The organism is Streptomyces sp. NPDC052012, from assembly GCF_040689265.1.
Lineage (GTDB): Bacteria > Actinomycetota > Actinomycetes > Streptomycetales > Streptomycetaceae > Streptomyces.
Genome location: NZ_JBFAXA010000003.1, coordinates 488,161 through 501,262, shown reverse-complemented (window position 1 = coordinate 501,262; position 13,102 = coordinate 488,161). Strand labels below are relative to the sequence as shown.

Sequence of the window (13,102 nt, the reverse complement as noted above, 5' to 3'; positions counted from 1 at the left end):
GCTCTCCTCCAGGGTGCGGGATGCTGAGCGCTTGCTTAAGCATCATGCTACTTATGAGTAACGTAGCTGCCCAGCCCTGGGGCGGCGAGCGGCGAAGGTCACACCGGTCTTCACCGGGACGGCGCTGTGTGCCCTTGCCTATGCAACGAGTTGCATAGCAGCATCAGTGTATGGCCCTCGACCACGCGATCCTCGTCTCGCTGCTGGAGAAGCCCGGCTCCGGCTATGAGCTGTCCCGGCGCTTCGAGCGGTCCATCGGCTACTTCTGGACCGCCACCCACCAGCAGATCTACCGCGTGCTCAAACGCATGGAGAGCGACGGCTGGATCGACGTGCGCGAGGTGCCCCAGGAGGGCCGCCCGGACAAGAAGGAGTACTCCGTCTCCGCCGCCGGACGCGACGCCCTCGCCCAGTGGCTGCACGAGCCGATCGAGCCCGAGAGCATCCGGCACGACCTCGCCGTGAAGATCCGCGGCGCCGCCTTCGACGACCCGGCCGCGCTGATCGGCGAGGTCGAACGCCACCACCGGATCCACAGCGAACGGCTCGCGCACTACCTGGCCGGGGAGCACCGCGACTTCACCGGCCCGGACGCACCGGCCGAGCCCGACGCCGGACAGGAACTCCAGCACGTCGTGCTGCGCGGCGGCATCGCCTTCGAGCGGATGACCCTCGCCTGGCTCGACGACGTACTCGCCACGCTGCGCCGGCTCGGCACCGGCCGCTGAACCCACCTGCCGAACTCCACCCTCACCCGCAACCCGCCACGCCGGAAAGGCGAACTCCATGACGGACCCGCTGCTGTTCAACCCGCGCACCTACGACCCGGCCCACTTCGACCCCGAGACGCGACGGCTGCTGCGCGCGACCGTCGACTGGTTCGAGGACCGCGGCAAGCGCAGGCTGATCGAGGACTACCGCTCCCGCGCCTGGCTGGCCGACTTCCTCGCCTTCGCCGCGAAGGAGCGCCTGTTCGCGACCTTCCTCACCCCCGCCTCCGCCGCCGGTGAGCAGGACGGCGAGCGGGGCGGTGAGCAGGGCGCCAAGCGCTGGGACACCGCCCGCATCGCCGCCCTCAACGAGATCTTCGGCTTCTACGGCCTCGACTACTGGTACGCCTGGCAGGTCACCGTCCTCGGCCTCGGCCCGGTCTGGCAGAGCGACAACACCGCCGCCCGCACCCGTGCCGCCGAACTCCTCGACCAGGGCGAGGTGTTCGCCTTCGGACTGTCCGAGAAGGCGCACGGAGCCGACATCTACTCCACCGACATGCTGCTGGAGCCCGACGGCAACGGCGGCTTCCGGGCGAACGGCTCCAAGTACTACATCGGCAACGGCAACGCGGCCGGTCTGGTCTCCGTCTTCGGCCGGCGCACCGACATCGAGGGCCCCGACGGCTACGTCTTCTTCGCCGCCGACAGCCGCCATCCCTCGTACCACCTGGTGAAGAACGTCGTCGACTCCTCCAAGTTCGTCAGCGAGTTCCGCCTGGAGGACTACCCGGTCGGCCCCGAGGACGTCCTGCACACCGGCCGCGCCGCCTTCGACGCCGCGCTCAACACCGTCAACGTCGGCAAGTTCAACCTGTGCACCGCGTCCATCGGCATCTGCGAGCACGCGATGTACGAGGCGGTCACCCACGCCCACAACCGGATCCTCTACGGCCGTCCCGTCACCGCCTTCCCGCACGTGCGCCGGGAGCTGACCGACGCCTACGTCCGGCTCGTCGGCATGAAGCTGTTCAGCGACCGCGCCGTCGACTACTTCCGCTCCGCGGGCCCGGACGACCGCCGCTACCTCCTCTTCAACCCCATGACGAAGATGAAGGTGACCACCGAGGGCGAGAAGGTCATCGACCTGATGTGGGACGTCATCGCGGCCAAGGGCTTCGAGAAGGACAACTACTTCGCGCAGGCCGCCGTCGAGATCCGGGGACTGCCGAAGCTGGAGGGCACGGTCCACGTCAATCTCGCGCTGATCCTCAAGTTCATGCGCAACCACCTGCTGAATCCGGCCGAGTACGCCCCCGTGCCCACCCGCCTCGACGCGGCCGACGACACGTTCCTCTTCCAGCAGGGACCGGCGCGCGGCCTCGGCTCCGTACGCTTCCACGACTGGCGCACCGCCTACGACGCCTACGCGCATCTGCCGAACGTCGCCCGCTTCCGCGAACAAGCGGACGCCCTGTGCGAGTTCGTCACCACGGCCGCGCCGGACGAGGAGCAGAGCCGCGACCTGGACCTGCTGCTCGCCGTCGGCCAGCTCTTCGCCCTGGTGGTGCACGGCCAGCTGATCCTGGAACAGGCGCGTCTGACCGCCCTCGACGAGGACGTCCTGGACGAACTGTTCGCCGTCCTGATCCGCGACTTCTCCGCGCACGCGGTGGAGCTGCACGGCAAGGACTCGGCCACCGAGGCCCAGCAGCAGTGGGCCCTCGGCGCGCTCCGCCGCCCGGCGGTCGACGAGGCCCGCTCGCAGCGAGTCTGGGAGCGTGTCGAAGCTTTGTCGGGGGCGTACGAGATGGCGCCGTGACTCCGGTCCGGCATCACACCCCGAGGGGCGCGGGGCAGCCGCGAGATGCGGCTCCTTCCCCGCGCCCCCGAACCGCGCCTAGCCCACCTTCACCGACAGCGCCTCCACCAGCACCGGCGTCACCTGCTCCACCTGCCACGCACGGGCTCCGTACGCCGTCAGGGCGGTGGCCACGGACTCCGGGCTCACCACCGCCGGAGGCTCCCAGCACACCCTGCGGACCGTGTCCGGGGTGATCAGGTTCTCCTGCGGCATGTTCAGGCGCTCGGCGAGCTCGGTCACGCCGGCCTTGGCCGCCGCGAGGCGGGCCGCCGCGGCGGGGTCCTTGTCGGCCCAGGCGCGCGGCGGCGGGGGACCGGTGACCGGCTGGCCGGGCTGGGGCAGCCGCGACTCGCTGAGCGCCCTCGCCCGGTCGACGGCCGCCTGCCACTGCTCCAGCTGGCGGCGGCCCACCCGCTGACCGAAGCCGTTCAGCGCGGCCAGCGCCTGGGCGTCGGCCGGCATGGCGAGCGCGGCCTCGACGATGGCCGCGTCGGACAGCACCTTGCCCGGGGAGACGTCCCGGCGCTGGGCGATACGGTCCCGGGTCTGCCACAGCTCCCGCACGACCGCCATCTGCCGGCGCCGGCGCACCTTGTGCATGCCGGAGGTGCGCCGCCAGGGGTCCTTGCGCGGCTCGGGCGGCGGCGCGGAGGCGATCGCGTCGAACTCCTGCCGGGCCCACTCCAGCTTGCCCTGCCGGTCCAGCTCCTTCTCCAGCGCGTCCCGCAGGTCGACCAGCAGCTCCACGTCGAGCGCGGCGTAGCGCAGCCACGGCTCGGGCAGCGGCCGGGTGGACCAGTCGACGGCGGAGTGCCCCTTCTCCAGCACGAAGCCCAGGACGTTCTCCACCATCGCGCCGAGACCGACCCGCGGGAACCCGGCGAGCCGCCCGGCCAGCTCGGTGTCGAAGAGGTAGGCCGGCACCATCCCTATCTCGCGCAGACAGGGCAGGTCCTGGGTCGCGGCGTGCAGCACCCACTCGACCCCGGACAGCGCCTCGCCCAGACCGGACAGGTCCGGACAGGCGACGGGGTCGATCAGCGCGGTCCCGGCGCCCTCGCGGCGCAGCTGCACCAGGTAGGCGCGCTGGCCGTAGCGATAGCCGGACGCGCGCTCCGCGTCGACGGCGACGGGGCCGGTGCCGGCGGCGAAGGCGGCGATCACCTCGGCGAGGGCGGCCTCGTCCGCGATCACGGGCGGAATGCCGTCACGGGGCTCCAGCAACGGGATCGGCGCCTCCGTAGCAGAAGATCCGTCGTCGTCCGGAGGAGCGCCTCCGGTGGTTCGCAGTGATGTGTCTGCTGCGGTGTCGTGGGCGTCGGTCACCTGTCAAGAGTATCCGGGCCACGAAGCCGCCCGCCGACGGAACGTTCCGTCGACGGGCGGGGGAGGGTCGTATTCCGGTCAGGTCGGCAGGGGGTTCGGCAGCAGGAGGGGGGTTCGGCCGGGCGGGGGAGGTCAGTGGATGATGCCCGTGCGCAGGGCGACGGCCACCATCCCGGCGCGGTCGCCCGTGCCGAGCTTGCGGGCGATGCGGGCGAGGTGGCTCTTGACGGTCAGCGCGGACAGGCCCATGGAGACGCCGATCGCCTTGTTCGACTGGCCCTCCGCCACCAGTCGCAGCACCTCGACCTCACGGCCGGACAGTTCGCGGTAGCCGCCCGGGTGGCTCGGAGCACCCGGGGGGCGGCGGTGCAGGCGGGCGGCGGCTGCGCCGATGGGGGCGGCGCCGGGCCGGGTGGGGAGCCCGAGGTTGGTGCGGGTGCCGGTGACGACGTAACCCTTCACTCCGCCGGCCAGCGCGTTGCGCACCGCGCCGATGTCGTCGGCGGCGGACAGGGCGAGCCCGTTGGGCCAGCCCGCGGCGCGGGTCTCGGACAGCAGGGTGAGGCCGGAACCGTCCGGCAGGTGGACTTCGGCGACGCAGATGTCGCGGGGGTTGCCGATGCGGGGACGAGCCTCCGCGACGGACGAGGCCTCGATGACATCGCGCACACCGAGCGCCCACAGGTGGCGGGTGACGGTGGAGCGGACACGCGGGTCGGCCACGACCACCATGGCGGTCGGCTTGTTCGGGCGGTAGGCGACCAGGCTTGCGGGCTGCTCGAGGAGAACGGACACCAGGCCTCCTGGGGTGCGGGACGGGGCCGGCTCGTGGGGGTGAAGCCGGGACGAACCGTGCTTTCAAGGTCACAGTCGTCTTCGGCAGCAAACCCGGCGTCCTTTAGAGAATGATCACGATTCAGTGAGTAACAATTCGTGCAATTCGGACACACGGTCGATCATTCGAAGATCGAACGGTTTCGGTACGCGTCGCAACGCTTCCGAAAGTGGCCGTATCGACAAAGTGATCCGCCCGAACGGCGGCAGGGGGTCCCGCGTACGGCAGCTCAGCGCGACTGCGGCCCCCGCCGCTGCGGCAGCGTCACCACCGACGCGTCCCCCGGACCGGCCGGCGGCAGCCCCGCCACCTGCGCCAGCAGGTCGCACCAGGACACCAGGTGCGCGGCCGTGTCCGGCACCCCGCCGAGCCCCTCCCGGGGCGTCCACGAGGCACGGATCTCGATCTGCGAGGCCGAAGGGCGCTCCGACAGCCCCCCGAAGTAGTGCGAACTCGCCCGCGTCACCGTCCCGCTCGGCTCCCCGTACGTCAGCCCCCGCGCGGCCAGCGCACCGGTCAGCCACGACCAGCACACGTCCGGCAGCAGCGGATCCGCCGCCATCTCCGGCTCCAGCTCCGCGCGCACCAGCGTCACCAGCCGGAACGTGCCCCGCCAGGCGTCGTGCCCGGCCGGGTCGTACAGCAGCACCAGCCGCCCGTCGGCCAGATCCTGGTCCCCGTCGACGACCGCCGCCTCCAGGGCGTACGCGAACGGCGCGAGCCGCTTCGGCGGACGGGTCGGCTCCACCTCGATCTGCGGCCGCAGCCGCGCGCCCCGTAGCGCGTCCACCGCGGCCCGGAAGGGCAACGGGGGCGCACCCCCCTGACCGAGTTCCTCCCCGGTGTCCTTCGGTTCGTCCATTCCGCCAGCGCCGTCCGACAGTCGTCCCTGAGCCGCAGCCATGCGGGGAAGATTAAGCGGAACCGCGCCCGGGCGCAGGGAGGGACACCCGCGCCGCCCACCGGTGTCCGGATCGTGTCCCACGTGCGCGTGCAGCCGGGTGCCCCTTCGGTCCTGGAGCGTGTGAGGGCCGTGCGAGACTTGCCGGGTGAGTGCCAACGGAAGCCCGACGGGCCAGCAGCAGAACCCGACGTACGACAGCGCCTTCCTCAAGGCGTGCAGGCGCGAGCCCGTGCCGCACACCCCGGTGTGGTTCATGCGGCAGGCCGGGCGCTCACTGCCGGAGTACCGCAAGGTGCGCGAGGGCATCGGCATGCTCGACTCCTGCATGCGGCCGGATCTGGTCACCGAGATCACCCTCCAGCCGGTGCGCCGGCACGGCGTGGACGCGGCGATCTACTTCAGCGACATCGTGGTCCCGCTCAAGGCCATCGGCATCGACCTCGACATCAAGCCGGGCGTCGGCCCGGTCGTCGAGCAGCCGGTGCGCACCCGCGCCGACCTGGCCCGGCTGCGCGACCTCACCCCCGAGGACGTCTCCTACGTCACCGAGGCGATCGGCCTGCTCACCCGCGAGCTCGGCAGCACCCCGCTGATCGGCTTCGCCGGCGCCCCGTTCACCCTCGCGAGCTACCTCGTCGAGGGCGGCCCGTCCCGCACGTACGAGAACGCCAAGGCGATGATGTACGGCGACCCCGAGCTGTGGGCCGACCTGCTCGACCGCCTCGCCGACATCACGGCCGGCTTCCTCGAGGTGCAGATCGAGGCCGGCGCCAGTGCCGTCCAGCTCTTCGACTCCTGGGCCGGCGCCCTCGCCCCCGCCGACTACCGCCGCTCGGTCATGCCCGCCTCCGCGAAGGTCTTCCGCGCGGTCGAGTCCTACGGCGTCCCGCGCATCCACTTCGGCGTCGGCACCGGCGAACTGCTCGGCCTGATGGGCGAGGCCGGAGCGGACGTCGTCGGCGTCGACTGGCGCGTCCCGCTCGACGAGGCCGCCCGCCGCGTCGGCCCCGGCAAGGCGCTCCAGGGCAACCTCGACCCGACGGTGCTGTTCGCCGGACGCGAGGCCGTGGAGGCGAAGACCCGGGAGGTGCTCGAGACGGCCGCGGGCCTGGAGGGCCACGTCTTCAACCTCGGCCACGGCGTCATGCCGTCCACCGACCCGGACGCGCTGACCCGCCTCGTGGAGTACGTCCACACGCAGACCGCGCGCTGACCGGGCCGCACCGGCTCACCAGGGCTGCTGGGGCCGCGCCCGCCTGCCGAACAGCAGGCCGCGCGGTTCCGGCGGCGGGGGAGTGCCCGGACGCAGCGGCCAGGCGATCAGCATTCCGGCGACGAAACCGACGATGTGCGCCGCGTACGCCACCGTGCCCGCGTCGGAGACGCCGCCGCCGGAGGAGTACACCGCCTGGAGCACGAACCACATCCCCAGCACGATCCACGCCGGCAGACGCAGCGGCAGGAAGATCAGGAACGGGACGAGGACCCACACGCGTGCCGTGGGATACAGCACCAGATAGGCGCCGAGCACACCCGCGATCGCTCCCGAGGCGCCGATCAGGGGGGCGGCCGAGTTCGCGTTGAGGACGGCGAAACCGTACGACGCCGCGTAGCCGCAGACCGCGTAGAACAGCGCGAACGGCAGATGGCCCATGCGGTCCTCGATGTTGTTGCCGAAGATCCACAGGAACAGCAGGTTGCCCAGCAGGTGCAGCCAGCCGCCGTGCAGGAACATCGCGGTCAGCACGCTCAGCTCGGGCGACTTGTCGTAGCCCGGCGGCGCGACCACACATCCCGGGCCCTGCGGGCCGACGCCGGTCTCGCCCGTCGGGACCAGCCGCGGCATCCGATCGTGGATCAGCTCCTGGGGCACGACCGCGTAGCGCTCCAGGAACGCCTGCAGATCACAGAGCTGGGCCAGGCCGCTGTCGCCGGTGAGGGAGCCGGTGACGCCCGGGGTGAGGAACACGAAGACGACGACGTTCGCGACGATCAGCGCGTACGTCACCCAGGGGGTGCGGCGCGCGGGGTTCACGTCATGGACTGGGATGACCACGACTGGACTTGTGCCCGGACGGCGGGCGGTGAACACCGACGGCCGGCCGTGCGTATCTCTCGTCAACCGCCCGCGGCGCGGGGAAGGGGCCGCGGGGCCGACGTGAGGAACAGGCGATGAACGACCGAGTGACCCCTGCGGTGCAGGCGCTGCCGGACGGGGAGGCCGAGCTCACGCTCGTGGTGCGGCTTCCGTGGGAGGACGTGGCCCGGCTGGGGCAGGAGGCGGGGCGGCTGGCCGCGCAGACGCAGCGGGCGGTCACGCTGGACGAGGCGGTGAGCCATCGCCTGCGCTCGGCTCGGCCGGCTGCTGCGCATGCGAAGCCGGCGGGAGAGCAACCCCCTGCCGTGACCTCGGCGGCGTCTGTGTCGTCCTTGCCGGCGCGGGCGGCGGCGCCGGCTGAGCAGGCTCGGCAGGCGATCGATCGGATCAACGGGGCGGGGTGAGGGTGCGTTGCCGGGTGCGGGTTCGTCAGCGCTGGTCGCGCAGTTCCCCGCACCCCTTCACGGTGTTGCAGTCGCCCTGACTTTCGCGGACGCCTTGCGGGCGGCTACCAGGACCGGGTCCCAGACCGGGGAGAACGGTGGGGCGTAGCCCAGGTCCAGGGTGGTCATCTGGTCGACCGTCATGCCTGCCGTCAGGGCCACCGCTGCGATGTCGACCCTCTTGCCCGCGCCCTCTCTGCCGACGATCTGGACGCCCAGGAGGCGGCCCGTGCGGCGTTCGGCCAGCATCTTCACCGTCATGGGGGAGGCGCTCGGGTAGTAGCCCGCCCGGCTCGTCGACTCGATCGTGGCGGTGACGTACTTCAGGCCGACCCTGCGCGCGTCCTTCTCACGCAGGCCCGTGCGGGCGATCTCCAGGTCGCACACCTTGCTGACGGCCGTGCCGACCACACCGGGGAACGTGGCGTAGCCGCCGGCTGCGTTCGCGCCGATGATCTGGCCGTGCTTGTTGGCGTGGGTGCCGAGCGGGATGTGCCGTTCCTGGCCCGAGACCAGGTCCAGCACCTCGACGCAGTCGCCTCCGGCCCAGATGTTCTCGTGGCCGCGGACACGCATCGACCGGTCGGTGAGCAGGCCGCCGTGGGTGCCGACAGGGAGGCCTGCCGCGCGGGCGAGGCTCGTCTCGGGGCTGACGCCGATGCCCAGGACGACGACGTCCGCGGGGAACTCGGCGTCCTCGGTGCCGACCGCGCTCACCCTGCCGTCCTCGCCGGTGAGCAGCTTGGTGACCTCCGCGTCGTTCACCATGGTGATGCCCATGCCCTCCATCGCCCGGTGCACCAGGCGCCCCATGTCGGGGTCGAGGGTGGCCATCGGCTCCTTGCCGCGGTTGACGACCGTCACCTCGTAGCCGCGCTTGATCATCGCCTCGGCCATCTCCACGCCGATGTACCCGGCGCCGACCACCACCGCGCGGCTGCCACGCGTGCGTGCCAGCGTGTCCAGCAGGGCCTGCCCGTCGTCCAGGGTCTGAACCCCGTGCACGCCGGGCGCGTCCACGCCGGGCAGCTCCGGGCGGACCGGACGCGCTCCGGTCGCGATCACGAGCTTGTCGTACGACGTCCAGGACTCGGCGCCGGAATCGACGTCGCGCGCGCGTACCCGCTGCCGTTCGGTGTCGATCTCCACGACCTCCGTGCGCAGGCGCAGATCGATATCCCGCGCGCGGTGCTCGTCCGGAGTGCGGGCGATCAGCTGATCCCGCTCCGGGACGTCACCGCCCACCCAGTACGGGATGCCGCACGCCGAGTAGGAGGTGAAGTGGCCGCGCTCGAAGGCCACGATCTCCAGCTCGTCCGGACCCTTGAGGCGACGGGCCTGTGACGCCGCGGACATCCCCGCGGCGTCACCGCCGATCACCACCAGGCGTTCCCTCGCACCCCGCGCATCGCTCATGCTCATGCGAACACGCTACGGGGGCAGGGCATTTCACGCCGGGATCAGGTGCCCTCGGTCTCGCCACCGCCGTTGCCGGGCCTCGTCTGCGGCGCGGGCCGCGCCGCCGGCAGCGGGCCCAGGGCGGTCGTCGCGGGCACCGGCTCCGGGCGGCGCGGCAGCCGGGGCCGCACGACCTTCAGCCACAGCAGGAGCAGCAGGACCGTCACCACGGCGAACGGCAGCACCGCGCCGACGGCCACCACGACCCAGCGCAGCATCGTCACGAACGCGTCCCAGCCGCCCGAGAGCGCGTCCAGGAAACCGGGGTCGTCGTCCTTCTCGGCCTTCTTCACCGGCTTCTCGGACAGGGAGAGCGTGATCGTGGCCATGCTCGTGCGGTCCTTCAGGGACTTCTGCTGGGCGAGCAGGGCCTCCAGGTCGGCCTGGCGGGTGCTCAGTTCGCCCTCCAGGGTCACCACGTCGCTGAGCTTGGTGGCCCGGTCCATCAGCTCGCGGATGCGGGCGACGCTGGCGCGCTGCGACGTGATCCGGCTCTCCACGTCGACCACCTGGTCGGTGACGTCCTCGGCCTTCGCCTCGCGCTGCAGCAGCTTGCCCGCGCCCTCCAGCGCGGTGAGGACCTCCTCGTACTTCTCGGCGGGCACGCGCAGCACCACGCGCGTGTACCCGTGGCCCTCCGCGTCGCGGTCGGTGCTCTCGTTGCCGACGTAGCCGCCCGCGTTCTCGGTGGTGGTACGGGCCTCGGCCAGCGCCTTCGAGGCGTCCTTGACCTGCACCGTCAGCGAGGCGGTGCGGATGATGTGGGTGGTGCGGGCCTTCGGGGGCGCGGTCGCCCGCGCCGCACCGCCCGCGCCGTCGGCGCCGGACGCGCCCTGCTTCGCGCCCTCCGGTGCGGCCCCCTGGTCGGCCTGCGAGGCGGCCTTGCTGTCGCCGCCGGAGTCGGAACCGGCGCCGCCGCTGCACCCGGTGAGGGCGAGCGCCGCGGCCAGCAGAACCCCGGCCAGGGCATGGACCGGTCGTACGGATCGTCGTGTGTGCATGCGGGTTCGTCCCCCCGGCGTCGTGACCACTGACGCCTCTACGACGCGGCAGTGCGGCCGGACGTTTGCTCCGAAGGGTCCCGATGCGGTCACGGTAGGGACTCGGCGGGGCCACATGGCCCCGGCGGGACTGTCGGCGGCGTCTGAGAAGGTGGAGACATGAACGGATCACCCACCGGCGCCGGGTCACCCACCGGTGCCGGATCACCCCCCGGCGCGGGGCAGCACGTCGTCGTCATCGGAGCCGGTATCGCGGGACTGGCCGCCGCGCACCGGCTGTCGGGGCGCGGGGCGCGGGTGACGGTGCTGGAGGCCGGGGAGCGGGTCGGCGGCAAGCTGCTGCCCGGCGAGATCGCCGGCGCCCGCGTCGACCTCGGCGCCGAGTCGATGCTGGCCCGCCGCCCCGAGGCGGTGACCCTCGCCCGCGAGGTGGGTCTCGCCGACCGCCTCCAGCCCCCGGCGACCGCCACGGCCTCGCTGTGGACCCGCGGCGCCCTGCGCCCCATGCCGAAGGGCCATGTCATGGGCGTCCCCGGCACCGCCGCCGCCCTCGCCGGTGTGCTCTCGGAGGAGGGCCTCGCCCGGATCGGGCGCGACGCCGAGCTGCCGCGCACCGAGGTGGGCGACGACGTGGCAGTGGGGGAGTACGTGGCGGCGCGCGTCGGCCGCGAGGTGGTCGACCGCCTGGTGGAGCCCCTGCTGGGCGGGGTGTACGCGGGCGACGCGTACCGCATCTCGATGCGCTCGGCCGTCCCGCAGCTGTTCGAGGCCGCCCGGAGCCACGCGTCCCTGACGGAGGCGGTCCGCCACATCCAGGCGAAGGCGGCAGCCGCGCAGCAGACAGGCCCGGTGTTCATGGGCATCGAGGGCGGGGTCGGGTCCCTGCCCCTCGCGGTGGCCGAGTCGGTCCGGGCGCGCGGCGGTGAGATCCTGACCGGGACGCCGGTGACGGAGCTGCGCCGGGTGGCGCCGCCGGATCCTCAGGCGCCTGCCGCCTGGCGTGTGATCGCCGGTGGGCGCGAGCTGCACGCCGACGCGGTCGTCGTCGCCGTACCGGCAGCGGCAGCCGCCCGGCTCCTGCGCGCGGAGGCGCCGGGCGCCGCCGCCGAGCTGGCCGCCGTCGAGTACGCCTCCATGGCGCTGATCACCCTCGCCTACCGCCGCGCGGAGGCCGGTCTCCCGGAGGGCAGCGGGTTCCTGGTGCCGCCGGTCGACGGCCGCACCATCAAGGCGGCCACCTTCGCCTCCGGCAAATGGGGCTGGATCGCCGGGCAGAACCCCGGCCTCGTCGTCCTGCGCACCTCGGTGGGCCGGCACGGCGAGACGGAGATCCTCGGGCGGGACGACGCCGAGCTGGTGGAGGTCTCGCGGCACGACCTGAAGGCGGCCACCGGCCTGGACGCCGCCCCGGTCGCGGCCCGCGTCACCCGCTGGCAGGACGGCCTGCCCCAGTACCCCGTCGGCCACCACGCCCGCGTGGCCCGCGTCCGCGACCACGTCGCGAAGCTCCCGGGCCTGGCGGTGTGCGGCGCGGCCTATGACGGCGTCGGCATCCCCGCCTGCATCGCGAGCGCGTACGCCGCCGTCGACCAGATCCACGGCGATCTCGGCGCCGTGCGGGAGCTCACCGCCCACCCGGTGCAGAGCCTGCACGGAGGAGCGGGAGAATAAGGGACATGAGTGACGACGCCACCACCCCCGCCCCCGACCGGATCCCCAACAAGGGCAAGCTGGCCAAGGACCTCAACGAGGTCATCCGCTACACCCTCTGGTCCGTCTTCAAGCTGAAGGACGTGCTGCCCGAGGACCGCGGCGGGTACGCCGAAGAGGTCCAGGAGCTGTTCGACCAGCTCGCCGCCAAGGACGTCACGATCCGCGGCACCTACGACCTGTCGGGCCTGCGCGCGGACGCCGACCTCATGATCTGGTGGCACGCGGAGACCGCCGACCAGCTCCAGGAGGCGTACAACCTCTTCCGCCGCACGAAGCTGGGCCGCGCGCTGGAGCCGGTCTGGTCGAACATGGCGCTGCACCGGCCGGCCGAGTTCAACCGCTCGCACATCCCGGCGTTCCTCGCCGACGAGACGCCCCGCGACTACGTCAGCGTCTACCCCTTCGTGCGCTCCTACGACTGGTACCTGCTGCCCGACGAGGACCGCCGCCGCATGCTCGCCGACCACGGCAAGATGGCCCGCGGTTACCCCGACGTGCGCGCCAACACGGTCGCCTCCTTCTCCCTCGGCGACTACGAGTGGATCCTCGCCTTCGAGGCCGACGAGCTCCACCGCATCGTCGACCTGATGCGCCACCTGCGCGGCTCGGAGGCCCGGATGCACGTCCGCGAGGAGATCCCCTTCTTCACCGGCCGCCGCAAGAACATCACCGAGCTGGTCGCGGACCTGGCCTGACACGCGGGCGCCGGCCGCGCGGACCGCTGACGGATCCGGGCGGCCGGCGTGCGCG

General features: G+C 72.5%; 12 protein-coding genes. 6 read left to right on the top strand and 6 right to left on the bottom strand.

Annotated elements, in window-relative coordinates; genetic code table 11:
* Positions 1 to 170: 170 nt before the first annotated feature.
* Together AB0412_RS09450 and AB0412_RS09445 are read left to right on the top strand one after the other, a co-directional pair.
* Positions 171 to 728, top strand: coding sequence for a PadR family transcriptional regulator (locus AB0412_RS09450; RefSeq protein WP_366401923.1), 558 nt, complete (start codon positions 171 to 173; stop codon positions 726 to 728).
* A 58-nt stretch (positions 729 to 786) separates the two neighbouring features.
* Positions 787 to 2,532, top strand: coding sequence for an acyl-CoA dehydrogenase family protein (locus AB0412_RS09445; RefSeq protein ID WP_366401922.1), 1,746 nt, complete (start codon positions 787 to 789; stop codon positions 2,530 to 2,532).
* A gap of 78 nt (positions 2,533 to 2,610) precedes the next feature.
* Here the strand turns inward: AB0412_RS09445 and AB0412_RS09440 are convergent, their stop codons facing one another.
* The 3 genes from AB0412_RS09440 to AB0412_RS09430 all read right to left on the bottom strand — a co-directional run bounded on the left by AB0412_RS09440 (position 2,611) and on the right by AB0412_RS09430 (position 5,639).
* Positions 2,611 to 3,900: a ribonuclease D gene (locus AB0412_RS09440; protein WP_366401921.1), complete on the bottom strand. Its 1,290-nt coding sequence runs from the start codon at positions 3,898 to 3,900 to the stop codon at positions 2,611 to 2,613.
* Positions 3,901 to 4,032: 132 nt separating this feature from the next.
* Positions 4,033 to 4,695, bottom strand: coding sequence for a response regulator transcription factor (locus AB0412_RS09435; RefSeq protein ID WP_004923664.1), 663 nt, complete (start codon positions 4,693 to 4,695; stop codon positions 4,033 to 4,035).
* 269 nt (positions 4,696 to 4,964) lie between these two features.
* A complete protein-coding gene (locus AB0412_RS09430; RefSeq protein WP_366401920.1) occupies positions 4,965 to 5,639 on the bottom strand; it encodes a DUF3000 domain-containing protein in 675 nt (224 codons plus the stop codon).
* Positions 5,640 to 5,784: 145 nt separating this feature from the next.
* Here AB0412_RS09430 and hemE point away from each other — a divergent pair, with 145 nt between their 5' ends.
* Complete coding sequence (hemE, locus tag AB0412_RS09425) at positions 5,785 to 6,852, top strand: uroporphyrinogen decarboxylase (protein WP_366401919.1); 1,068 nt, start codon at positions 5,785 to 5,787, stop codon at positions 6,850 to 6,852.
* A 15-nt stretch (positions 6,853 to 6,867) separates the two neighbouring features.
* Here hemE and AB0412_RS09420 read toward each other — a convergent pair whose 3' ends face one another.
* Entirely contained in the window at positions 6,868 to 7,695 is an 828-nt protein-coding gene (locus tag AB0412_RS09420) for a rhomboid family intramembrane serine protease (RefSeq protein WP_366401918.1), read from the bottom strand.
* A 116-nt stretch (positions 7,696 to 7,811) separates the two neighbouring features.
* On the opposite strand from AB0412_RS09420, the gene AB0412_RS09415 reads away from it, so the two are divergent.
* Positions 7,812 to 8,141 carry a hypothetical protein gene (locus AB0412_RS09415; protein WP_366401917.1) on the top strand — a complete coding sequence of 110 codons (330 nt, stop codon included), beginning with the start codon at positions 7,812 to 7,814 and terminating at the stop codon, positions 8,139 to 8,141.
* Positions 8,142 to 8,198: 57 nt separating this feature from the next.
* On the opposite strand, the gene AB0412_RS09410 is transcribed toward AB0412_RS09415, so the two are convergent.
* Both AB0412_RS09410 and AB0412_RS09405 read right to left on the bottom strand, forming a co-directional pair.
* Positions 8,199 to 9,602, bottom strand: coding sequence for an FAD-dependent oxidoreductase (locus AB0412_RS09410; RefSeq protein ID WP_366401916.1), 1,404 nt, complete (start codon positions 9,600 to 9,602; stop codon positions 8,199 to 8,201).
* Positions 9,603 to 9,640: 38 nt separating this feature from the next.
* Positions 9,641 to 10,639, bottom strand: coding sequence for a DUF4349 domain-containing protein (locus AB0412_RS09405; protein WP_366401915.1), 999 nt, complete (start codon positions 10,637 to 10,639; stop codon positions 9,641 to 9,643).
* A 159-nt stretch (positions 10,640 to 10,798) separates the two neighbouring features.
* Here AB0412_RS09405 and hemG point away from each other — a divergent pair, with 159 nt between their 5' ends.
* Together hemG and hemQ are read left to right on the top strand one after the other, a co-directional pair.
* Positions 10,799 to 12,310 carry a protoporphyrinogen oxidase gene (gene hemG, locus AB0412_RS09400; protein WP_366401914.1) on the top strand — a complete coding sequence of 504 codons (1,512 nt, stop codon included), beginning with the start codon at positions 10,799 to 10,801 and terminating at the stop codon, positions 12,308 to 12,310.
* 5 nt (positions 12,311 to 12,315) lie between these two features.
* Positions 12,316 to 13,047, top strand: coding sequence for a hydrogen peroxide-dependent heme synthase (gene hemQ, locus AB0412_RS09395; RefSeq protein ID WP_366401913.1), 732 nt, complete (start codon positions 12,316 to 12,318; stop codon positions 13,045 to 13,047).
* Positions 13,048 to 13,102: the final 55 nt, after the last annotated feature.

Excerpts from the sequence above, each read along its gene's own strand:
- AB0412_RS09450 (WP_366401923.1), top strand. The coding sequence starts at position 171 with ATGGCCCTCGACCACGCGATCCTCGTCTCGCTGCTGGAGAAGCCCGGC.
- AB0412_RS09445 (WP_366401922.1), top strand. The coding sequence starts at position 787 with ATGACGGACCCGCTGCTGTTCAACCCGCGCACCTACGACCCGGCCCAC.
- AB0412_RS09430 (WP_366401920.1), bottom strand. The coding sequence starts at position 5,639 with ATGGCTGCGGCTCAGGGACGACTGTCGGACGGCGCTGGCGGAATGGAC.
- AB0412_RS09415 (WP_366401917.1), top strand. The coding sequence starts at position 7,812 with ATGAACGACCGAGTGACCCCTGCGGTGCAGGCGCTGCCGGACGGGGAG.
- AB0412_RS09410 (WP_366401916.1), bottom strand. The coding sequence starts at position 9,602 with ATGAGCATGAGCGATGCGCGGGGTGCGAGGGAACGCCTGGTGGTGATC.
- AB0412_RS09405 (WP_366401915.1), bottom strand. The coding sequence starts at position 10,639 with ATGCACACACGACGATCCGTACGACCGGTCCATGCCCTGGCCGGGGTT.
- hemG (WP_366401914.1), top strand. The coding sequence starts at position 10,799 with ATGAACGGATCACCCACCGGCGCCGGGTCACCCACCGGTGCCGGATCA.
- hemQ (WP_366401913.1), top strand. The coding sequence starts at position 12,316 with ATGAGTGACGACGCCACCACCCCCGCCCCCGACCGGATCCCCAACAAG.